Below are 24,975 nucleotides of genomic sequence, written 5' to 3'. Positions count from 1 at the left end.
GGCCACCTCGAACGGAACGGAGAACCACGATGCTTCTCGAGAACAAGACCGCGGTTATCTACGGCGGTGGCGGCACCATCGGCGGCGCCATGGCGCGCGGCTTCGCGGCCGAGGGCGCGCGGGTCTTCCTCGCCGGCCGCACCCCCGCCACGCTCGACGCCGTCGCCGAGGAGGTCCGGGCCGCGGGCGGCCTCGCCGAGACGGCCCGCGTGGACGCCCTGGACGAGGACGCCGTGAACGGCTGGGTCGACTCGGTCGTGGAGACGGCCGGCAGCATCGACGTGTCGGTCAACCTCATCTCCCAGGACGCGCTGTTCCGGCCCATGATCGAGATGCCGGCCGCGGACTTCGGCCGCGCCATGGACAAGATCGCGCGCTCGTTCCTCGTGACCACCCGGGCCGCCGCGCGGCACATGGTCAAGCAGGGCTCGGGCGTCATCCTGCACTTCGGCGGGTCCGACAGCACCAACAGGATGCCCGGCATCGGGACGGTGCAGATCGGCTGCGACATGGTGGAGGCGATGCGCCGCCAGTGGGCGTGCGAGCTCGGGCCGCACTCGGTCCGCGTCCTGTCGATGCGCACCGGCGGCATCCCCGGCGACGCCCTGCCGGACCCGGTGAAGCAGCAGATGGTCGACGCCACCCTGCTCAAGCGCGCCGCGACGCTCACCGACGTCGGCCGCGTCGCCGCGTTCCTGGCCTCCGACCACGCCGCCAGCCTGACGTCCACCCAGGTCAACATCACGGCCGGTGCGCTGGTCGACTGACCGGACACGAACGGCGACGACGCCCCGCCCGCTCCGGCGGCTCCGGCCGGGCGGGGCGTCATCCCGGGCTCGCCCCCGGTCAGCCGCGACCGCCCGGCTTCGGCACGAAGGACGACGCCGTCAGTGCGCCCCAGCCCGTGATCTGGCCCCGCTTCAACGGCAGCAGGCCGGGCTCCCGGTGGTCCTTCACGGCGATCGCGCGAAAGCCCAGGTAGGCATAGGTCTTCGGGTCGATGAGGATCTCGCTGCGCAGGTAGCCGCTCTCGACGCGGTAGAGCGTGACCCCGCGGCGACGCCCTAGATCGGCGGCCGCGGGCTCGTAGCGCACGCCGGGGATCCGGGCGGCGGCGCCGTACAGCGCCGCCTCGATCTTCGAGGGGAGTACGGCGTCGCGCATGGAGCGGCTGACGAGTTCGAAGGCCATGGAGTCGCGCTCTTCGGCCGTCGGCGGCTTCGGCTTCGCCTTCTTCATCAGGGCGTACTTCTCGCGGGTCCGCTTCGGCAACCCCTCCGGGATCGGCTTGCCCCACGCGGCCAGGCTCCGGGCGTACTCCGCGTCGACCGTCTTGTAGATCCTCGCGAGCAGCGCGCGGGGATCGGTCGGCAGGGAGAGCAGCTCGGGGTAGGTGGGGGTGTACTTCGAGCCCTCGGCCACGCGCAGCCTCCCGTCCTCGATCACGGCGAACCGCCTGCCGTCCGTCCGGCGCCACAGCTCCTGGGTCCGGGTCTTCTCCGGGGTGCCGAACAGGGGCCGTCCGCCGCCTTCCCGGGTCTCGGCGTAGACCGTCTTCAGGTAGGCCCACTGCGTCGGGCCGATCTTCGGGACGGGTTTCGTCGCCGCGACCAAGGCGGCGTTGTGGGCCAGATCCTGGGGGCCGCCTACCGGACGCAGGGCGAGGGAGCCGGGCTCGTGTCGGCCTTGACCGCCGCCCGCGACGACGGCGGCGACGGCGACGGCCGCCGCCCCGGCCAGGGCGCCGGCCGCGAGGAAGCCCCTGCGGGGCAGCCGCCGCCCGGCCCGCGAGGCGGGCGCCTCAGCGCCGAGGCGGGCACGCAGGCGGGCCTTGGCCATGCGGTCGTACTCGGGGACGTCCGGCCGGCCCTCGCGGAACAGGGTGATCTCGTCGGTGGTCATGTCGCGTTCTCCTGGAGGGGATCGGTGCCGCCGAACGCGCGATGGAGCTTCTTGCGGATCCGGTGCAGGCGGGACTTGATCGTGCCGATGGGGACGCCGAGGGCCTGGGCCGCCTCGTCGTAGCTCAGTTCCGCCCAGGCGATGAGCAGGAGCAGGTCGCGGTCGGCGGCCGAGAGCCGGGCGAGCGCGGCGGCGAGTTCCGGCCGGAGCCGGCCGGCGGCCACCCGGGCGGCGCTGCGCTCGTCGAAGGACTCCTCCGGCCGGTCCGGCGCCGCGCGGGCCAGGGCCCGGTTGCGGCGGGCCTCCGCCCGGCGGTGCTCGCGCAGGGCGTGCGTGGCGATCCCGTAGAGCCACGGGCGCGCGTCCGCCCGGCCGAGGTCGTACCGTGCGCGTTTGCGGAAGGCGGTCAGGAACGTCTCCGCGACGACGTCCTCGGCCATGTCGGGGCCGAGACGGCGGGCGACGTAGCGGTGGATCTCGTCGCCGTGCCGGTCGAAGAGGTCCGCGAAGCGCTCGGGTTGCCGGAGCGACTCCCGCAGGACCGCGGCGTCCGTCACCTTGCCGGGCGGGACGTCTGACTCCGTCCCGGAAGGTACGGCCATCATGTGACTCGTCCGTTCACAGGGGTCCTTTCGGTGGGCTTTCACCCGGTACTCGACCGGTCGCCGCGAACGGGTTCCCTCTGCCTGCGAAGCGGGACGAGTGCACGCCCCGAGCGCCGGTCGCCGGTCAGGCGACCGGGCCTTGGGAGTCTTCGCGCAGGGCCTCGGCTATGGCGTCCTGCCAGGCGTCCAGGAATGCGGAGTATCCGTCGGCGAAACGGCGGAGGTGAACGGCTCCGTCGCTGGAGAGCGCGGTGAGTTCGTAACTGACGGTCACCTTGCTGTGGGCGCCGGCCTCGTCCAGGACGACGGAGACCGTTCCCGCGCTGACGCCCGGGGTGACGCGCGCGTAGCGGATGCGCCGCCCGGGGGTCGCGTCCACGACGATCCAGGTGGTGGTCCGGCCGTGGTCGTGGTCGGGGGTCTGGAAGACCGTCCCGGGCTCGGCGTCGTCTGCGGCGGGCGCGGGGAAGGACGGCTCCCAACGCGGCGCCCATCGCCGCTCGCCCTGCGCGGTGAACAGGTGGAACGCCTCGCCGGGAGGCAGCGCGACCGTCAGGCGGCCGGTGAGGCGGTGCCGGGCGCCGGTCATCGCGTCTCGTCCAGGGCGTGCGCGTCCGCCGCGGTCAGCGTCAGGCCGTAGACGTCCTTGAGCTGCTCGATCTTGGCGAGCGTCTCCGCCGAGAAGGGGGTCTTGCCCTCGAAGGCGTGCAGGGCGATGCCTTCCACGAGGTCGCCCAGGGACAGGTCGAGGTACTCGGCCAGAGCCTTGAGGACCTTGAGGACGTTCCGCTCGATCCGCACACCGGTCTGCACCCGCTCAACTTTTACCATGGTACCAAGTTACCAGTCCGCACGCTGGTCGCCCAGTGGAGCCGGACGGTGGCACGGGGTGGCCATACCGGGCGTTCCACCTCTACCTTGGACGACCACCTGATCTTCGGGCGTAGCAGACGAAAGGGGAGCGCCATGGGGAGGTCCCCGGCCGGGCCCGGCGGCACCGGCGAGGAACCGCGGTCGCACGACCGGCGGGACCGCGCGCGGCGGGCGGCCTGGCTCGCGGCGGGCTTCGCGGTCTCCTACGGGCTCGTCCTGACGGTCGTCAGCGACACCTTCTTCTGGGTCGCGATCCCCGGCATGCTCGGGCTCGGCACCGTGGTGCTCCTGGCGCTGCAAATGCTGCTCCACAGGCCGTTCGGCGGCGCCGTCCCCTACGCCACCGACGGCACCGACCGTCGAGGTCCGGTGAGGTACCACTACAAGGTCCTGGTCAGGCGCTACCTGCTGCTGGTGGCGGTCGGCGCGGCCATGGTGGCCGTGCCGCTCGTCGCCGACATCGGCTTCCTCTACCCGTTCGTCGGAGCGGGCCTGGTCGCGTTGCCGCTGGGGACGAGGTTCTGGCTCCCCCAGATCTTCTACCTGCGCAAATGCGACCGAGTGCTGAAGGTCTACGAGTTCGGGTTCCGCTCCCCCGTGCAGAAGTCCAACCTCCACGGCCGGGGAGTGCGTCTTCTGACCGTGGGCGACGGCGCTCCGCGCATGTCGGCCCGGGAGCCGCTGTTCTCCGACCGGTGGCCCCGGGGGATCGAGCACGGAGTGTGGTTCGCCGGGGACGACCCCTTCGGCGGGGTGATCCTCGTCCCGGGCACGGGTGAGCTGATGTGCATGCAGCCGGCGACCTGGCTCGCGCACGACAGGGACCGGCTTCAGGCTGGCCCGGAGCGCCGGGACAGGGCCGAGCGAGCCGGTCTCGCACGCAAGTCGATCTAGGGCGTGATGACGAGCTTGCCGCGCGTGTGCCCGCCGCGGCTGGCGTCGAACGCCTCGCCGACCTTCTCCAGCGGGAACGTCCCGGCGACCTCCACCGTGAGCGCGCCGCGGTCGGCCATGGCCGCGAGCTCCGCCAGCTTCGCGCCGCTCGGACGCACCCAGATCCACTGCCCGCCGTGCTCCTCGACCGTGTTGTCGGCCACCGACACGTGCCGCCCGCCCTCGGCCAGGACGGCGAGGGTCGCGTCGAGCTGGCCGCCCACGAAGTCGGCGACGGCGGTCACCCCGTCCGGCGCCAGGTTCCGGACGCGCTCGACCAGCCCGTCCCCGTAGGCGACGGGCTCGGCGCCGAGGCCGCGCAGGAAGGCGTGGTTGTTCTCGGACGCCGTGCCGATGACGCGGGCGCCGCGGTCCCGCGCGATCTGGACCGCCAGGCTCCCCACCCCGCCGGACGCCGCGTGGACGAGCAGGACGTCGCCCGGCCCGATCTCCAGGCGGTCGAGGGAGCGCTGCGCGGTCATCCCGACGAGCGGCAGCCCGCCCGCCTGGTTCCAGTCGAGCGACGCGGGCCTGCGCGCCACGTCGTCCGCCGCGACCGCGACGTACTGCGCGAACGTCCCGGCGCCGACGACGTCCTTGCGGGCGTAGGACATGACCTCGTCGCCGTCCGCGAACTCCGGGGTGTCGGGCCCCCTCCCCCGCACGACGCCGGCGACGTCCCAGCCGGGGATGACGGGGAACACCGCGTCCATCATCCCGTCCAGGCCGCCGGCCATGACCTTCCAGTCCACGGGGTTGACCCCCGCCGCGCGGACCTCGATCAGGACCTGCCCGGGACCGACCTTCGGGTCCGGGACATCCCCGGCCTTCAGGCGGGAGTTGTCGTCGGCATAAGAGTCGTAGGTGACGGCACGCATGCCCTCAACCTGCCACCCGACCGGCCCGGCAAACATGGCGGCCGATGTGTAGGAGCCCGCCTACGTTTGACAGGTAGGAGATCCCCTACATATCTTCGGGCGCATGAACATCACGCATGTGCGGCTGCTGACCGTGCCGGTCTCCGACCAGGACGCGGCGAAGGAGTTCTACGCGGGCAAGCTCGGCTTCGAAGTGGTGATGGACCGTTCTACGGGGCCGGTGCGCTGGCTCCAGCTGGCGCCGAAGGGCGCGGAGACGAACGTCGTCCTGGCGGACCACGTGCCCGGCGCCGCGCCCGGCAGCGTGCACGGGCTGATGCTGGAGACGTCCGACCTCGACGCCGACTGCGAGCACCTGCGCGGCGCGGGAGTGGAGGTCGAGGGCCCGCAGGACCTCCCGTGGGGAAGGCAGGCGACGCTGACCGACCCCGACGGCAACGGCATCGTGCTGGCCGCGCGGTGACGGTCGACGTCTTCGCGGCCCTGGCCAGCCCCGTCCGGCGGGAGCTCACCGCCCTCCTGCTGGACGGGCCGCGCCCGGTCAACGACCTCGCGGCGCACTTCGCGATGAGCCGCCCGAGCGTGTCGGAGCACCTCAAGGTGTTGCGCGACGCCGGGCTGGTCAGCGAGCGGCGCAGCGGCCGGCAGCGCCTCTACCGGCTGGAGCCCGCGCCCCTGCGGGAGCTCTCGCAGTGGCTCACCCCGTACGAGCGGTTCTGGCGGGAGAAGCTGTCCACCCTGCGCGACCTGCTGGACGAGGAGGACCTGTGACCCCCGTCGTCGAGGCGGCGATGACCGGGCGGGAGAACCTGGAGATGGTCGCGCGCCTGTTCGGCCAGAACCGCCGGACCGCCCGCGCGAGCGCCGCCGCGGTGCTCGCGCGGCTGTCCCTGGACGAGGTGGCCGACCGCCTCGCCGACCGCGTCGTGATCATCGACCGGGGCCGGGTGGCGGCCGAGGGCACCCCCGGGAGCTGAAGTCGCGGATCGGCGGCGACCTGGTCGAGGTCCACGTCCGCGACCGCGCCGCGCTGGCGCCCGCCGCCCGCCCTGGAGCCGCTCGCCCCCGTCCACACCGACCAGTCGTCCCTCCTGGTGACGATGCCCGCCCGCAACGGCCCCGACGACCTCCTGAAAGCCGTCCGGGCCCTGACCGACCACCACGTCCCCATCGAGGACATCACCCTGCGCCGCCCCACCCTCGACGAGGTCTTCCTAACCCTCACCACCACCCCGGACAAGGCCCCCACATGACCACCACGGCCGCACTGTGCAAGCCCCCCTCCAGGGCCGCCACCCGGCGGGCACGGCCAATACAGAGAACGGGCTCAAGTACGGCCTGCCCACCCATGCCGGAGGCCGTCACCCCACAGGGGCGCGGGAGCGGGCGGTGGCGTTGTGAGGGGGCATGGCGGTGACTTCGGTGGACGGTGGGGCGGGGTTCGCGGCGGCGGCGTGGGTGGTCGCTGTTCGTGGCGCTGGGGCTGCTGACCGCGAACCCGCAGGCGGCGCAGGGCGTGGGGTTCCTCGCACTGCCGCTGAGCTTCGTCTCCGGCGCCTACGTCCCGGTGGGGACGATGCCCGGATGGCTGCGGGGCTTCGCCGAGCACCAGCCGGTCACCGTCATGATGGACGCGGTGCGGGCGCTCACCCAGGGCGGCGCGGCGGGCCTCGGGCACGGCGCCGGGCACTACGTCTGGCGGGCGCTGGCATGGACCGCCGCCATCGTCCTGGTGTCGGGCGCCGTCGCCGTCGCCCGTTTCCGCAGGGTGTGACGTGGAGGAGGGGAACATGAGCGGTGAGCGGGCCTCGATCGAGGTGGACGAGTTCCTGCCGCATCCGCCCGCGAAGGTGTGGCGGGCGCTCACCGAGCCGGACCTGCTGGCCCGGTGGCTGATGCCGAACGACTTCGAGGCCGTCGTCGGGCACCGCTTCACGTTCACCGCCACGCCGATCCCGGCGATCGGCTTCGACGGGACGATCGCGTGCCGCGTCCTCGACGTCGAGGAGGTGAGCCTGCTGCGCATCAGCTGGCGCGGCGGCGGCCTCGACACGACGGTGACGTGGCGGCTCGTCCCCGAGGGGCACGGCACCCGCCTCTTCGTGGAGCACGCGGGCTTCGACCTGGACGACCCCGTCAACGCCCACGCCTTCCGCGGCATGGGCAGCGGCTGGCGCACCAACGTCCACCGCTCCCTCCACGACCTCCTCACCGCCCTCCCCTGACCCACCGCGGCCCGCCGAGATGGCAGGAGCCAGGCGCGAAGGGGTGACGGCGTTCGGGCCCGGTCACGTGGGGTTCGCGAGCGCGGCAGGGACATGCGGGCGCCCCCGCTTGGGTTTGGGGCGGGGGCGCGGGGGCTTGGGTGGGTCGGTCAGGCGACGGGCTCCAGGGGTGGGTCGTCGGCGAACTGGGTGCGGTAGAGGTCGGCGTAGCGGCCGTCCGCTGCGAGAAGCTCCTCGTGGGTGCCGCGTTCGATGATGCGGCCGCTCTCCACGACGAGGATCAGGTCGGCGGCGCGGACGGTGGAGAGGCGGTGCGCGATGACCACGGCGGTGCGGCCGTCGAGGGCCTCGGTCAGAGCCTCCTGGACGGCGGCCTCGGACGTGGAGTCGAGGTGCGCGGTGGCCTCGTCCAGGATCACGACGCGCTGGCGGGCGAGCAGGAGGCGGGCGATGGTGAGGCGCTGGCGCTCGCCGCCGGACAGGCGGTAGCCCCGCTCGCCGACGATGGTGTCGAGGCCGTCGGGCAGGCCCTCGATGAGGGTGTCGAGCCGGGCGCGGCGCAGGACGTCCCAGAGCTCCTCCTCAGGCGCCTCGGGGCGGGCCAGCAGGAGGTTCTCGCGGATCGACTCGTGGAACAGGTGCCCGTCCTGCGTCACCATGCCGAGCGTGTCGCGGATGGCCTGGAACGACAGGTCGCGGACGTCGACGCCGCCGAGCCGGACGGCGCCGGAGTCGACGTCGTAGAGGCGCGGCAGCAGCTGCGCGATGGTCGACTTGCCCGCGCCGGACGAGCCGACCAGGGCGACCATCTGGCCGGGCTCGGCGCGGAACGAGACGTCGTGCAGGACGTCGACGCCGCCGCGGGTGTCGAGAGTGGCGACCTCTTCGAGGGAGGCGAGGGAGACCTTGTCGGCGGACGGGTAGGCGAAGGTCACGTTGTCGAACTCGACCGCCACCGGGCCCTCGGGCACGTCACCGGGCTCGGGCTTCTCGGCGACGAGCGGCTCGAGGTCGAGCACCTCGAAGACCCGCTCGAAGCTGACGAGCGCGCTCATCACCTCGACGCGGGCGCTGGCCAGGGCGGTCAGCGGCGCGTAGAGGCGGGTGAGCAGCAGGGCGAGGGCGACGACGGCGCCGGCGTCGAGGTGGCCGCGCAGCGACAGGAACCCGCCGACGCCGTAGACGAGCGCGAGGGCGAGCGCCGAGACCGTGGTGAGCGCCGTGATGAAGACGGTCTGCACCATCGCGGTGCGGACGCCGATGTCGCGGACGCGGCGGGCCCGGGCGGCGAACTCGGCCGACTCGCGGGCCGGGCGCCCGAACAGCTTCACCAGCGTCGCGCCGGGCGCGGAGAACCGCTCGGTCATCTGCGTGCTCATCGCGGCGTCGTGCGCCGCGGCCTCGCGTTCGAGCTTCGCCAGGCGGCTGCCCATCCGGCGGGCCGGAAGGACGAAGACGGGCAGCAGGACCAGCGCGAGCAGGGTGATCTGCCAGGAGATGCGCACCATCACGGCGAAGGTGAGCAGCACCGTCACGAGGTTGCTGACCACTCCGGAGAGGGTGTCGCTGAACGCGCGCTGGGCGCCGATCACGTCGTTGTTGAGCCGGCTGACCAGGGCTCCGGTGCGGGTCCGGGTGAAGAACGCGACCGGCATGCGCTGGACGTGGTCGAACACGGAGGTGCGCAGGTCGAGGATCAGCCCCTCGCCGATGCGCGCCGAGAACCACCGGTTGACCAGCCCGAGGGAGCCCTCCGCCAGCGCCAGCGCCGCGATCACAATGGCCAGCCACACGACCGTGGACGTGGCGTCATGGTCGACGATCGCGTTGACGACCCATCCGGCGAGGACGGGCGTCGCGACGGCGATGACCGCCATCACCACGCTGAGCAGGAGGAACGCCGTGAGAATGCCCCGGTGGGGGCGGGCGAAGCGGCCGATGCGCCGCAGCGTCGCCCGGGAGAACGGCCTGCTGTCCCGCGCGTTCATGGCGTGGTGCAAAGACATCCACGCCGTGACTTCCATGTCCATGGACACCCCTGTGATCGTTAGCCTGGAACAGCAAGCATGCGACCTCAAGAACGGTTGAGGTCAAGCCGCCGCGGGACCCCAGGGTCTCGCGGGGGTACGACATTTCCGCGAGGGAAGGGCGCCTGTGGACATCGACGAACTCCGGTCCGACACCCCTGGCTGCGCGAAGGTGGCCCATCTCAACAACGCCGGGGCCGCGCTGCCGCCGCGTCCCGTCATCGACGCCGTCACCGGGCACTTCGAGATGGAGACACTGATCGGCGCGTACGAGGCGGCCGAACGCAACGAGGCGCTCATCGCGCGCTTCTACGACGCCGTCGCCGGGCTCCTCGGGGCCCGTCCCGACGAGATCGCCTTCGTGGAGAACGCCACCCGGGCGTGGGACATGGCGTTCTACGCGATCCCCTTCGCGGACGGCGACCGCATCCTGACGACGACGAGCGAGTACTCCAGCAACGCGATCGCCTACCAGCAGGTGGCGGCGGCCAAGGGCGCGCGCGTGGAAGTCGTCCCGGACGAGCCCGACGGCACCCTCTCACTGGACGCGCTGGAGGCCGAACTGGCCAAGGGCGACGTGCGGCTGGTGTCGCTGAACCACATTCCCACGCACAACGGGCTCATCAACCCGGCCGCCGAGGTCGGGCGGCTGTGCCGCGCGCACGGCGTCCTGTACCTCCTGGACGCGTGCCAGTCGGTGGGGCATCTCTCGGTGGACGTGGAAGAGATCGGCTGCGACATCCTGTCGGCGACGGGGCGCAAGTTCCTGCGCGGCCCGCGCGGCACGGGCTTCCTCTACGTCCGGCGCGAGATCCTGCGGACGCTCGTCCCGCCCTTCCTCGACCTCCAGGCCGCCGACTGGAAGGCGCCGGACGGGTTCGAGATGCGCGAGGACGCGCAGCGGTTCGAGACGTGGGAACGGCACGTCGCCGGTCAGATCGCTCTGGGCGTCGCCGCCGACTACGCGGCCGACCTGGGGATGGCGCGGATCGAGGAGCGCGTCCTGGGCCTCGCCGCCCGGCTCCGGGAGGAACTGGCCGCCCGGCCCGGGGTCACCGTCCTGGACAAGGGCGCGCGGCCGTCCGGCATCGTCACGTTCACCGTGGACGGACGCGAGCCGGCCGCCGTCAAGGCGGCGGCCAGGGAGCTGGACGTGAACATCAACGTGACCGACCCGCTCGCTCACGGATACGACCCGCACGCCCGTCCATCGGCCGTGCGGGCCTCCGTGCACTACTACAACACCGACGAGGAACTGGAGCGGCTCCTGTCGGTGCTGTAGGCCGGGCCGGTCGGGTGGGTGGCCGGTCGGGTGGGTGGCCGGTCAGGTGCTGGGCCGGTCAGGTGGTGGAACGGGCCGCGCCGATGTCGGCGAGCGCCGACGCCGCGTCCTCCCCGCTTGCCCCGCTCGCCAGGTCGCGGATGGACACGATGCCCACCGGACGGCCGTCCTCCAGGACGGGAAGCCGCCGCACCGACCGCTCGCGCATGATCTGCGCCGCCTTCTCGGTGGAGTCGTCCGGCCGCACCGTCGCGGTGACCTTGCTGGCGATCCCGCCGATCTTGACCTGGGCGGGGTCGCCGCCCGCGGCGAGCCCGCGCACCACCAGGTCGCGGTCGGTGACGACGCCCTTCAGGTCGTCGCCCTCGGCCACCAGGACCGCACCGATCTGCTCGTCGCGCATCGCACGCGCCACGGTCACGATGTCGAGCTCCGGCGACACCGACGTCGGCGAGCCGGTCATGATGTCGCGGACTTTCGTGGCCATCGCTCACACACTCCTTGCTCGTGGGTGGTAGCCGGGAACGATGCGGCCCCTACCCCTCAGAAGGGGGATCACTCATCGCGTCCGGAACGGCGCGAGCGCCCTCCGGGCGGCGGCCTCGTCCACCACGAGACGGTTCGGGTCCGAGGGCGCGGGACGGACCGGGATCGTGGCCGCGGCGACCCCGCCGCTCCCGTCGAACCCGCGCGCGAGCGTGCGCAGCGTCCCGGCGTCCAGCTTCGGTGTGCTCCCGAACGAGTCGGCCGCGACGGCGAGGAAGCGCGCGAACCTCACCGGGTCCTTCGCCATGACCGCCTTGGCCTGGCGCGCCAGCGACGCGAGGAACCGCTGCTGGCGCTTGACGCGGTCCAGGTCCGAGCCGTCCCCGAGGCCGTGCCTGACCCGGACGTAGGCGAGCGCCTGCGTCCCGTTCAGCCAGTGCCGCCCCGCGGGCAGGACCAGCCCCGACCTGGGATCGTTCACCGCCGTGGGCAGCGTCACCTCGACCCCGCCGAGCGCGTCCACCACCCGCTTGAACCCGCCGAAGTCGATCACCACGGTCTGGTCGATCCGGACGCCGGTCAGCGCCTCCACCGTCCTGCGCGTGCACGCGGCGCCGCCCAGCGGGAACGCCGTGTTGACCGTCGCCTGCCGTGCCGCGGTCCGGCCGCAGGCGGGGATCCGCACGAGCACGTCCCGCGGGATGCTCACCACCCGCGGTCTCTTCCGGTCGGCGGGGACGTGGACGAGCATCAGCGTGTCCGAGCGCGGCGGCCCGCCGTAGCGGGCGTCCAGCCCGATGACCAGCACGTTCAGCGCCCTGGCGGCGGCGGGCGCGGTCGAGCGGCCCGCCGCGGGCCCCGCGCCGCCGCCCCCGTGCAGCAGGACCGCCGGGACGAGGATCGCCGCGGCCGTCACCGCCGCGACCACGCCGAGCAGCGTCCAGCGCAGCGTTCCCGTCCACCGCAGCGTCGCCCTCCACCGGGTGCCGCGGCGGGTCTCGTCCAGCAGCCGGGTCCGCTGCCGGGCGAGGGACGGCGGCGGCTCGTGCTCCAGGTCGCGGCCGAGGTCGCGGATCAGGTCCAGGTCGTCCACGGTCACGCCTCCTCGCGCGTCGGGTCGGTGTCGCCGAGCGCCGCGCGCACCTTGCGCCGCGCCCGGTTGAGGCGGGAGCGGACCGTGCCGACCGGGATGCCGAGGGCCCGCGCCGCCTCCTCGTAGGACAGGTCGCCCCAGGCCACCAGCAGCAGGACGTCCAGGTCGCGGCGCGCCAGGCCGGACAGCGCCGCCGCCAGCGCGGGACGCGTCGCCGACGCGGTCACCCCCGCCGCGACGCGCTCGTCGGGCCCCTCCACCGGACCGTCCACGGGGCTGCGCCGCAGCGCCCGGTAACGCGCTGCCTCCGCCCGGTGGTGCCGCGCGACCAGCTTCGTCGCGATGCCGAAAAGCCACGGCCGCGCGTCCCGCTGCTCCAGGTCGTAGCGGTTCCGCTTGCTGAACGCGACCAGGAACGTCTCCCCGACGACGTCCTCCGCCGCCTCCGGTCCGAGCCTGCGGGAGACGTACCGGTAGAGCATCGCCGAGTAGCGGTCGAACAGCGCGGCGAACGCCTCGGGATCGGCGAGCGAGCTCTCGATGAGAGCGGCGTCGCACTCCCGGGCCGTCGGGGGAACGGTCATCGCGGCCACCATGGCATGCGCACCGGGCCTTCCCATGCGGGGGACGTTGTCAGCGATGTATCTCCGCAACCCGCGTCCTTGGTTCACGCGACACGGCGCGCGGATACGGATCCTGGCGAACCTTCCCGATAAAATGCGCATCCTCTAGATGCACGGGGTTGTCGGCAGGACCGCTCCGCCGCCTGTCGGGGACGAGCAGAGGGGGTCTGCACGTGGGCGACGACGCCGAGCTTGACGCGGAACCGGCGCGCAACAGAACCGCCGAGTTCAGCGTGCCGGTGAAGGTCAACCTGACCCGCCCGGACATCGCCGTCCGCCGTCCCGCCGAGCCGCAGGACGAGCCCGGCGAGGAGACCGGCGAGGAGACCGACGAGGCCGCCGCCGAGGAAGTCGTCGAGGAAATCGAGGAAGCCGCCGACGAGGTCGGCGACGAGGCGCCCGAGGAACCGGCGGGCCCCACCTGGTACGTCCAGTTCACGCCTCCTCCCCCGGACGAGGAGCCCGAGCAGAAGGCTCCTTCCGCCGCCGCTCCTCCGCCCCCGGAGACCGAGCCCTGGCGCCCCACGTCCCAGTCCGCCGAGGACGAGGAGCCCGCCCAGGAGGACGACGCCGCCTCCCCGGCGGAGGAGTCTCCCGAGGACGACCCCGCGCCGCCGCAACAGCAGGAGCGCACCAGCGAGGCGCGCACCGCCCAGGCAGCGCGCCACGCCGCGCCCCCGAAGCCCGGCAACGGCCCGCCACAGGCCACGACGCCCCGAAGCAGCGGCCGCCACGCGATACGCCCCGCGACCGAACACGCCCAGGGCGCGCCCGAGCCGGAGGCAGAGCAGGAACCCCCCGGCGACTTCTACGAATCGCGCGGCAAGCGGGCGCGGCCGGGGCCGCCCGACGCGGGACGTCCGCAAGACGCGCCCGCGCCGGCGGCGCAGCAGGACACGCCCGGCAACGTCCGGGAGGCCCGCGCCGCAGCGGCACCAGCGACTCCGTCACGGCAGGCGCCACGTCCCGAGAGGGAACGCCCCCCAAGGGCGCCCGCACAGCAGGAAACGCCGGGCGATGTCCACGAGGCGCGCGCCAACGCGGCCCCGCCCGGCCCCGCCCGGCGCACCGCACCTCCCGAGACGGGACGCCCCCAGGGCGCGGCCCCGCGCACCGCCTCCGCACCGCCGCAACACCAGGAACAGTCCCGCGACGTCCAGGAGACGCGGGCCGACCGGGCGCTGCCTGCCCCGCAGCGGCCGCCCGCGCAGCCCGAGGCCGAACGTCCCCAGGCCGCGGCCGCACCGGCCATGTGGCCGGAGGCGCCCGGCGACGTCCGCGGCGGCGCGCCATCGTCCGCCGGGCCTACGCGGGTCGAGCGGCTGCCGGATCTTTCGCAGGGCGGGCCCTGGGAGGCCTCGGTTCCGGCTCCGACCGCGCGGACGTCCGGGCAGTGGAGCGTGCCCTGGGACGGGACGGCCCCACCGACCCCACCGACCCCACCGGCTCAGCCGGTCCAGCCGACGCCTCCGGCCGCGCCCGCCGTAACGGAGAAGCGGAAGGGCAAGCGGCGCTGGCTCGTCGTCGTCGCGGCCATGCTGGTCCTCGTGGCCGGGGTCGTGGCCGGGCAGCTGCTGCGGCCGCCGCCCGACCCGACGGTGCGGCTGACGCTCGCGTCGAGCCACACCTTCCCCGGGCAGGCGCCCGCGCTGCCGTGGCCCGCGGTGGGCCAGGCGGTCCTCTACGTCGACGGGCTCGGCACGATGGGCTCGTCCGGCGGCGCGGTCCCGACGCCCACGGCGAGCGTCGCGAAGGTGATGACGGCCTACGTCTACCTGAGCGAGCATCCGCTGAAGACCGGCGAGGCGGGGCCGGTGCTGACGGTTTCGCCGCAGGCGGCGGCACAGATCCCGGCGCGCAAGCGGCGCGGCGAGTCGCTGCTCGGCGTGACGGCGAACCAGCGGCTGACGCAGCGCAAGGCGCTGGAGGCCCTGCTCATCATCTCGGCGAACGACGTGGCGCACGAGCTGGCGCGCTGGGACTCCGGGAGCGACCAGGCGTTCGTGGCGAAGATGAACGCCGCGGCGCAGCGGCTGGGCATGACCGCCACGCGCTACACCGACCCGAGCGGCTACCACTCGGGCACCGTCAGCACGGCCGCCGACCAGGTGAAGCTGCTGCGGGCGGCCATGGAGATCCCCACGTTCAGCGAGATCGTGAACAATCGGATGTACGTGCCGGACGGCGGCGGCTCCCCGCGCCAGGGCGGCAACTTCATCCTGGGCCGCAACGGCGTGGTCGGCGGCAAGACCGGGTACACGGACGCGGCGGGCGGCAACTTCGTGTTCGCCGCGCGCCGGAACGTCGGCGGCGCGCAGACCCTGATCGTGGGCGCGGTGATGGGCCAGCGCTCCCCCAGCGCGGCGGACGCCGTCAACACGGCGGAGGGCATCCTCGTCGCGGCCGAGCAGGCCATCGTCGCGGTGCCGCTGGCGCGCCCGGGGCAGACGGTCGCCTGGCTCGACGACGGCCTCGGCGGCCGGAAGGCGCTGACCGCCGAGTCGCCGGTGAACGTCGTCGGCTGGCCCGGCCTGACCGTGCGCGTCGGGTTCGACGGCGACCCGCCCGCCGAGCCCGAGCGCGGCACCAGGGCCGGTGTCGTGGACGCGGGCGCCGCGCGCGTCCCGGTGAAGGTCGGCACGGGACGGCCCCCGTCCATCGTCAAGCGCCTGACACGCCTCGGCTGAGGCGGGCGGCGCCCGCGTCGGGCGCGGGCGGCCAGCTGGTAGAAGTTCCGCCGGACCTAGGCCGGCACCGGCACCGGCACGCGCGGGACGGCACATGTGTGCCGCCCCGCGCATGTCCTGGCCGGGCCGGGTCATCCGCCGTCGAGCCGGCGGACGATCCAGACGTGGCCGAACGGGTCGCGGAGCCGGCCCATGCGGCCGTACGGGTGGTCCTCGACGGGGTAGATCACCGTCGCCCCTCCCGCCTCCATGCGGGAAGCGACCGCGTCGGGGTCGGGCACGTCGAGATTTATGATCACAGGTGAGCGGTCGAGGCCGAGAGCGGTCGGCCCGGCATCGACGGCGTCCTCGTCCTTGAGCGTGAGCTGGACGTCCCCGTGGACCAGCCGGACGTGGACGATCTTTTCGTCCGGTGTCTCGAAGCGTTCGGTCTCCTTGAGGCCGAGCACCGTCGTGTAGAACTCGACGGCCCGGCTCGCGTCGTCGACGACGAGTTTCGGGAAGAGGTTCATGACACCATCGTGCGGGCCGCCCACGTGCCCCGTATTGGACGAATTTCCCTCAGAGCGGCACGTGGTTGGGCTGGTCGGGGGAACGGGGACGGTACTCGGACGGCCGTAGCCCGGCGATGTCGCGGAAGTCGCGGATCAGATGCGACTGGTCGGCGTAACCGCAGGTGGACGCGAGCTCCGCCCAGTCGGCAGGCCGGTCGTACGGTATCCGCCGGAGCGTGCGCTGGAACCGCCGCACGCGGGAGAACCGCTTGGGCGTCAGGCCGACGCGGTCGTGGAAGAGCCCGATGAGGCGCTTGCGGGTGAAGCCGAGCCGATCGGTCACCTCGCCGACGGGGACGCCCCGGTCGAGCGCCGAGACCGCGGCCTCCAGAGCGGGGTCGGGGTGCAGGTCGCCCGCTTCGAGAAGGACCGACTCCAGCGTGTCCAGGATCTCGGCGGGGCCGCCTGCCTCCAGGAGCCGTTCCCGCACGACCGCCCCGGCGCGGCCCCAGAGATCCCCCAGGACGACCAGCCCGGGCTCCGGCGGGAAGAAGGGGAACGCGCCGCCGGGCTTGAACGCGACCCAGGCGATGGCGCGCTGGTCCTCCGTGTCGATCACGGAGGGCCGCGACGTCGCGCCGAGGACCGCGGCTCCACCGGCTCCGCCGGTGAACGCGTCGGCGTACAGGTTGACGAACAGTTGGGCGCAACCGGTCGGGATGGACTGCTCGCGAACGACGGGGCCGCGCGACTCGGAATAGCCGAGGCCCGCGACGAACGGATCGAGGGCCGGATGGAGAGGCCCGCGATGAATCAGCACACCCCCAGCCTACGGCTCAGGCGTACAGGGCCGACAGGAAGCGGATCAGGAGGGCCTCGCGGGTGGTGGGCGGCAGGGCGTCCAGGATGGCGTTGACCATGGCCATCTCGGGTTCCGCGCCGCCCGCGAGGTCGACGCCGACCGACGCGAGCAGGCCCGCGAAGCCGGCGTCGTCGAGGCTGTCGAGGTCGAGGCCGGCGAGCGCGTCCACCAGGCCGGACGGGACGTCCGGCGGTCCGGCCTCGCGGGCGGCCTTCACCGCGTCGGCGAGCGCAGCCAGGAGCGCCTCGACGTCACTGACGCCGGTCAGCGTGAAGTGCAGGTTCGGCGGGATGCCCTGGTAGGACAGCTGCGGCTGGAAGAACCAGCCGCGGGCGCGGGCCTCGTCGGCGACGACGAACACGTCCAGCGCCGGGTCGGTCGAGGCGACGGCGACGAGCGGGGCGGCGGGGTCGCCGAGCACCCGCAGGCCCGGGATCTCGGCGACGCCGGCGGCCAGCCGCTCGGCCGCCTTCATCGCGGACTCGGCGAGGTCGCGGTAGCCGCGCGCGCCGACCGCCATGAGGGTCGCCCACGCCGCGCCCAGCGGCCCGGCGCTCTTGCTGCTCTGCACGCCCGCGTTGATGACGGTGTACCCGGGCCATTCCGCGGACGCGAAGTAGGCGCGCCTGCGGAGCGACTCGTCCGCGAACAGCACGACCGAGGCCCCCTTGGGCGAGTAGCCGTACTTGTGCAGGTCGCAGGAGAGGGACGTGACGCCGGGCACGGACAGGTCGAACGGCGGGACGTCCCGTCCGGCGTCGCGCAGCCAGGGCAGCACCCAGCCGCCGACGCAGGCGTCCACGTGGCACGGCACCCCGGCGGACTCGGCGATGGCGGCGATCTCCGGGACGGGGTCCATGACGCCCTGCGGGTAGGACGGCGCCGAGGCCACGACCAGCACCGTACGGGGCGTGAGCGCGGCGGCGGTCGCGGCCGGGTCGGCGCGGAAGGCGTCGTCGACGGGGACGTGCACGACCTCGAGGCCGAGGTAGTGCGCGGCCTTGTGGAACGCGGGGTGCGCGGTCGCCGGGAGGACGATCTGGGGCGTGCCGTCGACCGGGCGGGCGTCCCGCGCCGCCTTCACCGCCAGCATGATCGACTCGGTGCCGCCGCTGGTGAAGATGCCGGTGCCGCCGCCGAGCTTGTCCGCGACCCACCCGACGATCCGCCGTTCGAGGGCGACGATGCTCGGGAACGCCGTCGGGTCCAGGCAGTTGACCTCCAGCATCTCCTGGTAGGCGGTGGCGGCGAGGTCGTGCACGGCCTCCCGCCCGGTGTCGTAGACGTAGGCGGTGACCTGGCCGCCGCGCACGGGCAGGTCGGCGCCGCGCAGCCGGGCGAGTTCGGCGAGGAGATCGGCGCCGGGGCGGCCGGTTTCGGGAAGGCGTTCAGACGGCATGTTCCGGTGTTCCCTCGATCGGGCGGTGGACGGCGGCCCGCCGGCGGTAGGCCAGCAGGAGGGGGAGGCTGAGCAGCAGCAGCGCGGCCGGGACGAGCGTGAACCCGGCGGTCAGCCCGGTGAGGGCCGACTCGGGCTGGACGACGGGGGTGTCCAGGTCGGAGGACTGGAACGACGAGGCGGCCAGGATCAGCGCGAAGACGCCGGGGCCGAGGGCGAGCGCGCCCGTCTCCGCCGCCGTCCACAGCCCGGTGAAGGCGCCGGACTGCGCGTGCCCGGTCCGCCCGGCGTCCGCGTGGACCGTCTCGGGCATCAGCGACAGCGGAAGCAGCTGCACGGCCGCGTAGCAGACGCCGACCAGGGCGCTGAGGGCCAGGACCCCGGCGGTGGAGGTGATGAGGGGGTAGGCCGCGGCGCCGGTCGCGGCGAACACCACCAGCGCCGCCGCGTAGCAGCCGACCTCCCCGTACCGGCGCGCGAGCCACCGCCACAGCGGGACCGCGAACGCGCTCGGCGCGACCATGCAGACGAACATCGCCGAGGTGAGCCCGTAGTCGTCCAGCCGGTACGTCGCGACGTACGGCGCGCCCGCCAGCATGATCGCGACAGCGAGGGTGTTCCCGACGTGCGCGCCGAGGAGCAGGAAGAACGGCCGGTTGCCGCGCGCGGTGCGCAGCGCGGCGACGAGGCCGAGCGGGTGCGGCCCCGGGCGGGAGGGGATCCAGCGGGTGGCGAGGGTGCTCGCCACCATCGCCGCGCCCATGATGAGCCCGATCACGCCGCCCATCAGGGCGTATCCCCCGCGCCCGCCGCCGGCGGAATCGGTCAGGAGGGGGGCGAGGCCGCCCGCGACCAGGATGCCGACCGTCAGGCAGACGACCCGCCACGCCATCGCCCGGCCGCGCTCGGACGGCTCGCCGGAGATCTCCGCGGGCAGCGCAACGTACGGCACCTGGAAACACGCGAACGCGCTGGCGGCCAGCAGGAACGTCACCCCGGCCCAGGTCGCGGCGAACCCCGGGGAGTCGACCGGGACGGCGAACATCGCGGCGAACAGGACCGGCAGGGTCAGCGCGCCCAGCAAAAGGAAGCGGGTGCGGCGCCCCGTGCGGACGGCCTCGCGGTCGCTGGCGGCGCCGACGATCGGGTTGAGCAGCACGTCCCACGCCTTGGGGACGACGAGGACGACCCCCGCGATCGCCGCGGACACGCCGAGGACGTCGGTGAGGTAGTACAGGAGCAGGAGCCCGGGGACCGAGGAGAAGACGCCGGTGCCGATCGAGCCGACGCCGTAGCCGAGGAGCCGCCGCCGGGGCAGCCCGGCGGTCATCCGGCGCGCCCGGCGGGCGCGCCGATCGCCGTCGCGACCGTCCGGCGCATGTGGGCGCGGAACCGGGCGACCGCCTGCGGGTCGTCGAGTTTCCGGCGTTTCCCGTGCTGGTCGAGGACGCCGCCCGAGCCGAACCCGTGCGTGCACCAGACGACCGTCCACACGAGGAAGTCGAGGTCGACCTCGTCGCCGACGACCCCGCGGGCGGCCTGGCTGACCATCTCCATCAGCGGCCGGACGTACTCGTCGTCGAGATGCGCGACGTCGGCGGCGTCCGACAGCCACCGGTGCATCCACAGCGCGGGGATCTCGGGCCGCGTCACGCAGAGTTCGACGTACCGGTCGACGAGGGTGAGGAGCCCCTCCACGTCCGGGGTCATCTCGGCGAGGGCCTTCTCCAGCACCTGCCGCTCGGCCTGGTGGGCGCGTTCCATGACGGCGAGGTAGAGGTCGCGCTTGCCGCCGACGTGGTAGGCCACGGTGGCGACGTTCAGCCCGGCTGCCTCGGCGATCATCCGGGTGGACGTCCCGTCGTAGCCGAGGGCGGCGAACAGCCGGGTGGCGGCCTCGATGATCCGGTCACGTCCGGTATCGCTGCTGCTCATCCGCCCAAGCTAGGGGCTCGCCCGCGCCCGGTCAATCGTTTGATTGAGACGCGGGCGCGGCGGGGGGCGCGGTGAGCCAGACGGTCAGCACCATCTCCAGCTCCAGCCGCAGCTCCGGCTCGTACATCCGCTCGCCGAACAGCTCCTCCAGCTGGTGCAGCCGGTACCGGACGGTCTGCGGGTGGACGTGCAGCCGGCTCGCGACCTCGGTGGCGTTGAACCCGTTCTGCAGGCAGGCCAGCAGCGTCCGCACGAGCCGCTCGCGATGCCGGGGCCGGACCTCCTTCAGCGGCGCGAGCCGCAGTTCGGCGACGGCGCGGACCAGTTCCTCGTCCTTGAAGACGACGAGCGCCGGCATGTGCTCGGCGCAGCGGATCAGCCGGTCGGACGGCAGGACGCCGCGGCGCGCGAGCGGCAGCGCCTCCCGGGCCCAGCGCAGCGACCTGGCCGCGTCCTCGGTGCGGACGGTGGGGCCGAGCGCGGCGACCCAGTCGCGCAGCGCCGACTCCAGCATCCGGCCGCGTCCCGGGCCCTCCGGGTCGGGCACGAGGAGGCAGGGTTCGCGGCGGTTGACGTCCGCGAGCACGTCGGGCGGCAGGGACGGGTGCGAGAACGGCTGCCGTCCCCGCTCGTACAGGACGACGGCGGCGACCGTGCGCGGGACGCGCCACTGGGCGAGGCGGGCCAGGTCGGCGACGGCCTGCGGCGCGGCGGGCGGTTCGGCGAGCAGCAGGTCGAGCAGCCTGCGGCGGCGGTGCTCCAGCTCGCCGGCCTCCTGCTCACGGGCCTTGGTGTAGCCCTCGGTGGCGGCGCGGGCGATCTCGTCCAGGAACGCGAAGATCGCCTCGGCGATGCCGGCGAGGGTGCGGCGGGAGACGTCGTAGCGCTCGGACTCGGCGGCGAGCCGCCGCCAGGCGACGCGGGCGCCGAGCCGCAGCGAGGTCTGCAGGATGTCCAGGTTGCGGCCCTCGCGCGCCTCCGCCCAGCCGATCTCCCGGTAGACGGCGGCAACCGGCTCCCAGGAGCTCTCCGGGTCCATGATGAGGTCGACGAACTGGCGCAGCGCGCCCTCGACGGCCAGCCGGACGAGCCGCGCGTACTCCTCGTCCTGCGGGCGGGAGTACTCGGGGATCCCGGCGAGGATCTCCTCGATCATCTCCTCGGCGAGGGCGTCCAGGTGCGGGCGGAACACGGCGGACAGCTCGCGGGGGACGCCGGCCCAGGGTTTCAGCGGCGAGCGCTGCTCAAGGCTCGTGGTCACCGTTCGCACCTCCCGATCCGGAAGCTACCGACGACCGGCCGGGCGGGCTGCACGACGCGATACGCATTGCGCCGCGCCACTTGTAAGCGAATTGACAAACCCACCGCGCCCGGGAGCGCCGGGCGAGTCGGGCATCCCGCACCGCTACGCGCGGCGGGCGCTCGGGGCGGCGAATGCGGCCGCCGCGCCGAGAGCGAGGTAGATCAGCCCGGTCGCGTACCGCTGCCGCCGCGCGAACGCGGGGCGGGCCCGCAGCCACGCGCCGATCGAGCCGGCGGCGACCGCGTACACGATGTCGCTGGCCAGCCCGATCAGCGCCGTCACGGCCCCCAGCACCACGATCTGCAGCGGCACCGCACCCGCGTCCTGGTCGACGAACTGGGGCAGGAACGCGAGGAAGAACAGCACGACCTTCGGGTTGAGGACGTTGACGAGGACGCCGTCCAGGTAGACGCGGTGAAGCGGCCGCGGTTCGAGGCCGGGCCCGCCGGTGTGGTCGCGGCCGCGCAGCGTCCGGTACGCGAGGTAGACGAGGTACGCGGCGCCCGCGTAGCGCAGGAACCCGAACGCGGTCGCGGACGCGGCGACGACCGCGGACAGCCCGGCCGCGGCCGCGGCGATGTGGACGAGCGTGCCCGTCTCGACACCGAGCGCGGACGCGATCCCTGCGCGGCGGCCCTCACCGACGCTGCGCGTGGTGATGTAGAGGTGGTTCGGGCCCGGGATGGCGACGAGCGTCAGGGCGGCCAGCAGGAACAGCAGCGGGTGGGTCATGGGAGCACGCTAGGACCGCAATGGTTCGGTTCCCAGGTCCAATCGGTGCCGAGCGGAGTGGACCAGATCAGGCCTGGGTGGGCGCGGCGAAGGCGCCGGCCAGCACCAGCCGCCCGGCGGTGCGGACCATCGCGGCGACCTCCTCGGCCGGCTGGCGCAGCGACGCCAGGCTGATCAGCGCGGCGAGCAGGATGTGCCCGAGGACGATCTCGACGTCGTCCCGCTCGGGCACCGGGTCGCCGATCGCCGTCGAGAGCCGGTCGCGCAGGAACAGGAACAGCACGGTGCGGGCGTCGTCGACGCTGGAGTCGTCCGAGGTCACGGCCTGGATGATCGCCGACGTCAGGGTCGGCTCGGCCGCCGCCACGTACACGATGCGCTCCAGCAGCGCGGTGAGCCGCTCCTGCGGGGTGTCGCCGACGGCGAGCGCGTCGACGTCGTCGGTGACGCGGTGCGCCCACGTCGCCGCGACCTCGGTGAGCAGGTGGTCCTTGGTGGCGAAGTACCGGTAGACGGTGGCGCGGGCGACGCCGGCGCGGTCGGCCACGTCGTGCATGGTGACGGCCGGGTAGCCGCCCTCCAGCGCGAGCTCGCGGGCCGAGTCGATCAGCCGCTCGCGCCGCGCCTGCTGATCCTTGCTCAGCGTCCGCGTGACGGTGAACCGCGCATCGCCGCTCAATTCGCCCTGCCTTTCCGCATGGCCCGCCTCGCCGTGACCGTCCCCCATTCTTCCGTACATCACCCCCGAACGCTCCCATCCCCGGGCGTATACCCCTTTACCGGCAGCCCGTCCGGAGCCACGATAGACCTACCGCTTGCTTGGGTGAGACGCTAGTCTCGACTCACGTCTCCCTCTCCTGGACCCGGAGGAGCGAGCCCATGGCCATCGACCTTCTCGACGGCGAGATGTACGCCACCGACCCCTGGTCCGTCTACGCGAGGCTGCGCGCCGAGTCACCCGTCCACCACGACGAGGAGAACGGCCTGTGGGGCGTCTCACGGCACGCCGACGTCTTCGCTGTCGAGCGCAATCCCAAGGTGTGGACGAACTCGGGCGGCTACCGCCCGCAGTTGCCGTCCGACCCGTCGATGATCGGGCAGGACGACCCCGAGCACGCGCACCGGCGCCGCATGGTCTACCAGCGCTTCACCCCGCGCGGCGTCTCCCGCTACGCCGACCGCATCCGGTCGACCGCCGTCGACTGCATCGCCACGGCCCTGGAGAAGGGGACCGTGGACGCCGTCCCGGCCCTGGCGGCGCCCCTGCCCGCCCGCGTCATCGGCTGGCTGCTCGGTTTCCCGGAGGACATGTGGCCGCGCCTCGTCCACTGGTCGGCGACGGCCGTGTACGCGGGCGGCGGCCTCCGCTACATCACCGACGACGCGACGATCGCCGCCGGGGAGTACGCCCTCGCGGTCCTGGAGATGGCCGCGGACCGCCGCGCCTGCCCGACCGACGACCTGCTGTCGGTCTGGTCGAACGCGAGCCCTGACCAGCCCGCCTACGACGACGAGCACCTCGCGCACGAGGCCCTGCTCCTCCTGGTCGGCGGCGCGGAGACGACCCGGACGGTCATCGCGACCGCCCTGGACGCCCTGATCCGGCACCCGGCCCAATGGCGGAAACTGCGCGACGACCCGTCCCTCATTCCGGACGCCGTCGAGGAGTTCGTCCGCTGGACGACCCCGATCCTCAACATGTGCCGAGTGGCCGCGCGCGACGCCGAGATCGCAGGCGTGGAGATTCCGGCGGGCGGCCAGATCCTGCTGATGTACGGGTCCGCCAACCGCGACGAGGCCGTCTTCGAGGACCCGGACGTCTTCGACGTGACCCGCCGCCCAGGCGACCACATTGCCTTCGGCCTGGGCCCCCACTTCTGCCTGGGCGCCTCTCTCGCCCGCCTGGAACTCCAGATCTTCTTCGAGGAGTTCATCGCCCGCGTGGACACGGCGGAATGGGCGGACGACGAAGGCCCCCGAATCCTCCGCAACGCCTTCGTCAGAGGCGTCACCGAATTCCCGGTGACTCTCACACCCAGGTGACCGCCGAGGTCGGAAGGGCTATTGGCGAAGCTGCAATGTTCTGCCGAGGACCGCGCGGATGTGCTCCGGATCGGCCTCGGCGTCGTTGAGGAGGAGGGACGTGCACAGGCCGTCGGAGACGGCGACGAAGGCTTCGACCGCGTCCGGGTCGTCCGTTCGCGTTCGGGCGAGTTCCGCGACGTTGTCGCGCCAGCGTCGCGCCACCGGCCGCAGGGCGGGGCGGCGGGCCGCCAGGGTCGACAGCTCCCGTTCGGCGAGGGCGCGCTCCCGGCCCGGGCCCGCGGATTCGGCGATGAGCCGCGCGAGGCCGTCGAGCGGGTCGTCCTCGGACTCGATGAGCCGGCGGATGCGCTCGGTGTACTCCTCCGTGACGCTGCTCAGGGCCGCGATCAGGAGGTCGTCCAGGGTCGCGAAGTAGTAGAGGGTGAGGCTCGTGGTGATCCCCGCCTCCTTCGCGACGCTGCGATGGGTGACACCGGCGGCGCCGTCGCGGAGGACGACCGCCAGCGTCGCCTCGATGATCTGGGCCCGGCGGCGTTCACCGCGTGCCCGCCGCCCGTCGGCGGTGCCGTGCTCGGCCGCCATCCCCTTGC

29 protein-coding genes are annotated in these 24,975 nt (G+C 73.5%); 11 read left to right on the top strand and 18 right to left on the bottom strand.

Annotated elements, in window-relative coordinates:
* The first annotated feature begins 29 nt into the window (after nucleotides 1-29).
* A complete protein-coding gene (locus AB0C84_RS16510) occupies nucleotides 30-767 on the top strand; it encodes an SDR family oxidoreductase (protein ID WP_361066479.1) in 738 nt (245 codons plus the stop codon).
* Between the two features lie 79 nt (nucleotides 768-846).
* Here the strand turns inward: AB0C84_RS16510 and AB0C84_RS16505 are convergent, their stop codons facing one another.
* The 4 genes from AB0C84_RS16505 to AB0C84_RS16490 all read right to left on the bottom strand — a co-directional run bounded on the left by AB0C84_RS16505 (nucleotide 847) and on the right by AB0C84_RS16490 (nucleotide 3,338).
* On the bottom strand, nucleotides 847-1,902 hold the full coding sequence (locus tag AB0C84_RS16505) for a CU044_5270 family protein (RefSeq protein WP_361066476.1): 1,056 nt from the start codon (nucleotides 1,900-1,902) through the stop codon (nucleotides 847-849).
* Complete coding sequence (locus AB0C84_RS16500; RefSeq protein ID WP_361066473.1) at nucleotides 1,899-2,507, bottom strand: RNA polymerase sigma factor; 609 nt, start codon at nucleotides 2,505-2,507, stop codon at nucleotides 1,899-1,901. Before AB0C84_RS16500 ends, AB0C84_RS16505 begins: the two co-directional genes overlap by 4 nt.
* A 124-nt stretch (nucleotides 2,508-2,631) precedes the next feature.
* The gene (locus tag AB0C84_RS16495) at nucleotides 2,632-3,096 is read right to left on the bottom strand and encodes an SRPBCC family protein (protein ID WP_361066470.1); all 465 of its coding nucleotides are present in this window, start codon (nucleotides 3,094-3,096) and stop codon (nucleotides 2,632-2,634) included.
* The gene (locus AB0C84_RS16490; RefSeq protein ID WP_361066467.1) at nucleotides 3,093-3,338 is read right to left on the bottom strand and encodes a hypothetical protein; all 246 of its coding nucleotides are present in this window, start codon (nucleotides 3,336-3,338) and stop codon (nucleotides 3,093-3,095) included. Before AB0C84_RS16490 ends, AB0C84_RS16495 begins: the two co-directional genes overlap by 4 nt.
* Nucleotides 3,339-3,473: 135 nt before the next feature.
* Here AB0C84_RS16490 and AB0C84_RS16485 point away from each other — a divergent pair, with 135 nt between their 5' ends.
* Nucleotides 3,474-4,274 (top strand): hypothetical protein, encoded by an 801-nt coding sequence (locus AB0C84_RS16485; RefSeq protein WP_361066464.1) that lies wholly within the window; start codon nucleotides 3,474-3,476, stop codon nucleotides 4,272-4,274.
* On the opposite strand, the gene AB0C84_RS16480 is transcribed toward AB0C84_RS16485, so the two are convergent.
* Nucleotides 4,271-5,191 (bottom strand): NADP-dependent oxidoreductase, encoded by a 921-nt coding sequence (locus AB0C84_RS16480; protein ID WP_361066461.1) that lies wholly within the window; start codon nucleotides 5,189-5,191, stop codon nucleotides 4,271-4,273. The two genes, AB0C84_RS16485 and AB0C84_RS16480, sit on opposite strands and share 4 nt — an antisense overlap.
* 103 nt (nucleotides 5,192-5,294) lie before the next feature.
* Here AB0C84_RS16480 and AB0C84_RS16475 point away from each other — a divergent pair, with 103 nt between their 5' ends.
* The 6 genes from AB0C84_RS16475 to AB0C84_RS16450 all read left to right on the top strand — a co-directional run bounded on the left by AB0C84_RS16475 (nucleotide 5,295) and on the right by AB0C84_RS16450 (nucleotide 7,416).
* Nucleotides 5,295-5,654, top strand: coding sequence for a VOC family protein (locus AB0C84_RS16475; RefSeq protein WP_339155279.1), 360 nt, complete (start codon nucleotides 5,295-5,297; stop codon nucleotides 5,652-5,654).
* Nucleotides 5,651-5,962: a metalloregulator ArsR/SmtB family transcription factor gene (locus tag AB0C84_RS16470; RefSeq protein WP_179846331.1), complete on the top strand. Its 312-nt coding sequence runs from the start codon at nucleotides 5,651-5,653 to the stop codon at nucleotides 5,960-5,962. Before AB0C84_RS16475 ends, AB0C84_RS16470 begins: the two co-directional genes overlap by 4 nt.
* Complete coding sequence (locus AB0C84_RS16465) at nucleotides 5,959-6,168, top strand: hypothetical protein (protein ID WP_361066456.1); 210 nt, start codon at nucleotides 5,959-5,961, stop codon at nucleotides 6,166-6,168. Before AB0C84_RS16470 ends, AB0C84_RS16465 begins: the two co-directional genes overlap by 4 nt.
* Nucleotides 6,169-6,291: 123 nt before the next feature.
* Complete coding sequence (locus AB0C84_RS16460; RefSeq protein ID WP_361066453.1) at nucleotides 6,292-6,444, top strand: hypothetical protein; 153 nt, start codon at nucleotides 6,292-6,294, stop codon at nucleotides 6,442-6,444.
* A gap of 218 nt (nucleotides 6,445-6,662) precedes the next feature.
* Complete coding sequence (locus tag AB0C84_RS16455) at nucleotides 6,663-6,965, top strand: ABC transporter permease (protein ID WP_361066450.1); 303 nt, start codon at nucleotides 6,663-6,665, stop codon at nucleotides 6,963-6,965.
* 16 nt (nucleotides 6,966-6,981) lie between these two features.
* Complete coding sequence (locus AB0C84_RS16450; protein ID WP_361066447.1) at nucleotides 6,982-7,416, top strand: SRPBCC domain-containing protein; 435 nt, start codon at nucleotides 6,982-6,984, stop codon at nucleotides 7,414-7,416.
* Nucleotides 7,417-7,565: 149 nt separating this feature from the next.
* Here the strand turns inward: AB0C84_RS16450 and AB0C84_RS16445 are convergent, their stop codons facing one another.
* Nucleotides 7,566-9,446 carry an ABC transporter ATP-binding protein gene (locus AB0C84_RS16445; RefSeq protein WP_361066444.1) on the bottom strand — a complete coding sequence of 627 codons (1,881 nt, stop codon included), beginning with the start codon at nucleotides 9,444-9,446 and terminating at the stop codon, nucleotides 7,566-7,568.
* 124 nt (nucleotides 9,447-9,570) lie between these two features.
* On the opposite strand from AB0C84_RS16445, the gene AB0C84_RS16440 reads away from it, so the two are divergent.
* On the top strand, nucleotides 9,571-10,725 hold the full coding sequence (locus AB0C84_RS16440; protein WP_361066441.1) for an aminotransferase class V-fold PLP-dependent enzyme: 1,155 nt from the start codon (nucleotides 9,571-9,573) through the stop codon (nucleotides 10,723-10,725).
* 58 nt (nucleotides 10,726-10,783) lie between these two features.
* Here AB0C84_RS16440 and AB0C84_RS16435 read toward each other — a convergent pair whose 3' ends face one another.
* The 3 genes from AB0C84_RS16435 to AB0C84_RS16425 all read right to left on the bottom strand — a co-directional run bounded on the left by AB0C84_RS16435 (nucleotide 10,784) and on the right by AB0C84_RS16425 (nucleotide 12,888).
* Nucleotides 10,784-11,212 carry a CBS domain-containing protein gene (locus AB0C84_RS16435; RefSeq protein WP_361066438.1) on the bottom strand — a complete coding sequence of 143 codons (429 nt, stop codon included), beginning with the start codon at nucleotides 11,210-11,212 and terminating at the stop codon, nucleotides 10,784-10,786.
* Between the two features lie 72 nt (nucleotides 11,213-11,284).
* Nucleotides 11,285-12,310, bottom strand: coding sequence for an LCP family protein (locus AB0C84_RS16430; protein WP_361066435.1), 1,026 nt, complete (start codon nucleotides 12,308-12,310; stop codon nucleotides 11,285-11,287).
* Nucleotides 12,307-12,888: an RNA polymerase sigma factor gene (locus tag AB0C84_RS16425; protein ID WP_258942113.1), complete on the bottom strand. Its 582-nt coding sequence runs from the start codon at nucleotides 12,886-12,888 to the stop codon at nucleotides 12,307-12,309. The genes AB0C84_RS16430 and AB0C84_RS16425 overlap by 4 nt, the downstream gene beginning before the upstream one ends.
* A gap of 212 nt (nucleotides 12,889-13,100) precedes the next feature.
* On the opposite strand from AB0C84_RS16425, the gene AB0C84_RS16420 reads away from it, so the two are divergent.
* The gene (locus AB0C84_RS16420; protein WP_361066432.1) at nucleotides 13,101-15,614 is read left to right on the top strand and encodes a hypothetical protein; all 2,514 of its coding nucleotides are present in this window, start codon (nucleotides 13,101-13,103) and stop codon (nucleotides 15,612-15,614) included.
* Between the two features lie 131 nt (nucleotides 15,615-15,745).
* Here AB0C84_RS16420 and AB0C84_RS16415 read toward each other — a convergent pair whose 3' ends face one another.
* From AB0C84_RS16415 to AB0C84_RS16380, 8 genes are all read right to left on the bottom strand, one after another.
* The gene (locus AB0C84_RS16415) at nucleotides 15,746-16,126 is read right to left on the bottom strand and encodes a VOC family protein (protein WP_361066428.1); all 381 of its coding nucleotides are present in this window, start codon (nucleotides 16,124-16,126) and stop codon (nucleotides 15,746-15,748) included.
* Nucleotides 16,127-16,175: 49 nt separating this feature from the next.
* Nucleotides 16,176-16,928, bottom strand: coding sequence for a helix-turn-helix domain-containing protein (locus tag AB0C84_RS16410; protein WP_361066425.1), 753 nt, complete (start codon nucleotides 16,926-16,928; stop codon nucleotides 16,176-16,178).
* Nucleotides 16,929-16,944: 16 nt separating this feature from the next.
* Nucleotides 16,945-18,369 (bottom strand): aspartate aminotransferase family protein, encoded by a 1,425-nt coding sequence (locus AB0C84_RS16405; protein ID WP_361066422.1) that lies wholly within the window; start codon nucleotides 18,367-18,369, stop codon nucleotides 16,945-16,947.
* The gene (locus AB0C84_RS16400; protein ID WP_361066419.1) at nucleotides 18,359-19,699 is read right to left on the bottom strand and encodes an MFS transporter; all 1,341 of its coding nucleotides are present in this window, start codon (nucleotides 19,697-19,699) and stop codon (nucleotides 18,359-18,361) included. The genes AB0C84_RS16405 and AB0C84_RS16400 overlap by 11 nt, the downstream gene beginning before the upstream one ends.
* Nucleotides 19,696-20,304, bottom strand: coding sequence for a TetR family transcriptional regulator (locus AB0C84_RS16395; RefSeq protein WP_361066416.1), 609 nt, complete (start codon nucleotides 20,302-20,304; stop codon nucleotides 19,696-19,698). Before AB0C84_RS16395 ends, AB0C84_RS16400 begins: the two co-directional genes overlap by 4 nt.
* Before the next feature lie 31 nt (nucleotides 20,305-20,335).
* Entirely contained in the window at nucleotides 20,336-21,565 is a 1,230-nt protein-coding gene (locus tag AB0C84_RS16390) for a helix-turn-helix domain-containing protein (protein ID WP_361066413.1), read from the bottom strand.
* Between the two features lie 144 nt (nucleotides 21,566-21,709).
* Nucleotides 21,710-22,339, bottom strand: coding sequence for a LysE family translocator (locus AB0C84_RS16385; RefSeq protein ID WP_361066410.1), 630 nt, complete (start codon nucleotides 22,337-22,339; stop codon nucleotides 21,710-21,712).
* Between the two features lie 67 nt (nucleotides 22,340-22,406).
* Entirely contained in the window at nucleotides 22,407-23,018 is a 612-nt protein-coding gene (locus AB0C84_RS16380; RefSeq protein WP_179846316.1) for a TetR/AcrR family transcriptional regulator, read from the bottom strand.
* A 200-nt stretch (nucleotides 23,019-23,218) separates the two neighbouring features.
* On the opposite strand from AB0C84_RS16380, the gene AB0C84_RS16375 reads away from it, so the two are divergent.
* Nucleotides 23,219-24,382 (top strand): cytochrome P450, encoded by a 1,164-nt coding sequence (locus tag AB0C84_RS16375; RefSeq protein ID WP_361066407.1) that lies wholly within the window; start codon nucleotides 23,219-23,221, stop codon nucleotides 24,380-24,382.
* Nucleotides 24,383-24,400: 18 nt separating this feature from the next.
* Here the strand turns inward: AB0C84_RS16375 and AB0C84_RS16370 are convergent, their stop codons facing one another.
* Entirely contained in the window at nucleotides 24,401-24,967 is a 567-nt protein-coding gene (locus tag AB0C84_RS16370) for a TetR family transcriptional regulator (protein WP_361066658.1), read from the bottom strand.
* Between the last annotated feature and the right edge of the window lie 8 nt (nucleotides 24,968-24,975).

It is taken from the genome of Actinomadura sp. NPDC048955 (assembly GCF_040649435.1).
Lineage (GTDB): Bacteria > Actinomycetota > Actinomycetes > Streptosporangiales > Streptosporangiaceae > Spirillospora > Spirillospora luteofluorescens.
The sequence above is the reverse complement of the archived record's forward strand: the minus strand, read 5'-3'. Positions and strand labels throughout refer to the sequence as shown.

Excerpts from the sequence above, each read along its gene's own strand:
- AB0C84_RS16510 (WP_361066479.1), top strand. The coding sequence starts at position 30 with ATGCTTCTCGAGAACAAGACCGCGGTTATCTACGGCGGTGGCGGCACC.
- AB0C84_RS16505 (WP_361066476.1), bottom strand. The coding sequence starts at position 1,902 with ATGACCACCGACGAGATCACCCTGTTCCGCGAGGGCCGGCCGGACGTC.
- AB0C84_RS16500 (WP_361066473.1), bottom strand. The coding sequence starts at position 2,507 with ATGATGGCCGTACCTTCCGGGACGGAGTCAGACGTCCCGCCCGGCAAG.
- AB0C84_RS16495 (WP_361066470.1), bottom strand. The coding sequence starts at position 3,096 with ATGACCGGCGCCCGGCACCGCCTCACCGGCCGCCTGACGGTCGCGCTG.
- AB0C84_RS16490 (WP_361066467.1), bottom strand. The coding sequence starts at position 3,338 with ATGGTAAAAGTTGAGCGGGTGCAGACCGGTGTGCGGATCGAGCGGAAC.
- AB0C84_RS16485 (WP_361066464.1), top strand. The coding sequence starts at position 3,474 with ATGGGGAGGTCCCCGGCCGGGCCCGGCGGCACCGGCGAGGAACCGCGG.
- AB0C84_RS16480 (WP_361066461.1), bottom strand. The coding sequence starts at position 5,191 with ATGCGTGCCGTCACCTACGACTCTTATGCCGACGACAACTCCCGCCTG.
- AB0C84_RS16475 (WP_339155279.1), top strand. The coding sequence starts at position 5,295 with ATGAACATCACGCATGTGCGGCTGCTGACCGTGCCGGTCTCCGACCAG.
- AB0C84_RS16460 (WP_361066453.1), top strand. The coding sequence starts at position 6,292 with ATGCCCGCCCGCAACGGCCCCGACGACCTCCTGAAAGCCGTCCGGGCC.
- AB0C84_RS16450 (WP_361066447.1), top strand. The coding sequence starts at position 6,982 with ATGAGCGGTGAGCGGGCCTCGATCGAGGTGGACGAGTTCCTGCCGCAT.
- AB0C84_RS16445 (WP_361066444.1), bottom strand. The coding sequence starts at position 9,446 with ATGGACATGGAAGTCACGGCGTGGATGTCTTTGCACCACGCCATGAAC.
- AB0C84_RS16435 (WP_361066438.1), bottom strand. The coding sequence starts at position 11,212 with ATGGCCACGAAAGTCCGCGACATCATGACCGGCTCGCCGACGTCGGTG.
- AB0C84_RS16425 (WP_258942113.1), bottom strand. The coding sequence starts at position 12,888 with ATGACCGTTCCCCCGACGGCCCGGGAGTGCGACGCCGCTCTCATCGAG.
- AB0C84_RS16415 (WP_361066428.1), bottom strand. The coding sequence starts at position 16,126 with ATGAACCTCTTCCCGAAACTCGTCGTCGACGACGCGAGCCGGGCCGTC.
- AB0C84_RS16405 (WP_361066422.1), bottom strand. The coding sequence starts at position 18,369 with ATGCCGTCTGAACGCCTTCCCGAAACCGGCCGCCCCGGCGCCGATCTC.
- AB0C84_RS16400 (WP_361066419.1), bottom strand. The coding sequence starts at position 19,699 with ATGACCGCCGGGCTGCCCCGGCGGCGGCTCCTCGGCTACGGCGTCGGC.
- AB0C84_RS16395 (WP_361066416.1), bottom strand. The coding sequence starts at position 20,304 with ATGAGCAGCAGCGATACCGGACGTGACCGGATCATCGAGGCCGCCACC.
- AB0C84_RS16385 (WP_361066410.1), bottom strand. The coding sequence starts at position 22,339 with ATGACCCACCCGCTGCTGTTCCTGCTGGCCGCCCTGACGCTCGTCGCC.
- AB0C84_RS16375 (WP_361066407.1), top strand. The coding sequence starts at position 23,219 with ATGGCCATCGACCTTCTCGACGGCGAGATGTACGCCACCGACCCCTGG.
- AB0C84_RS16370 (WP_361066658.1), bottom strand. The coding sequence starts at position 24,967 with ATGGCGGCCGAGCACGGCACCGCCGACGGGCGGCGGGCACGCGGTGAA.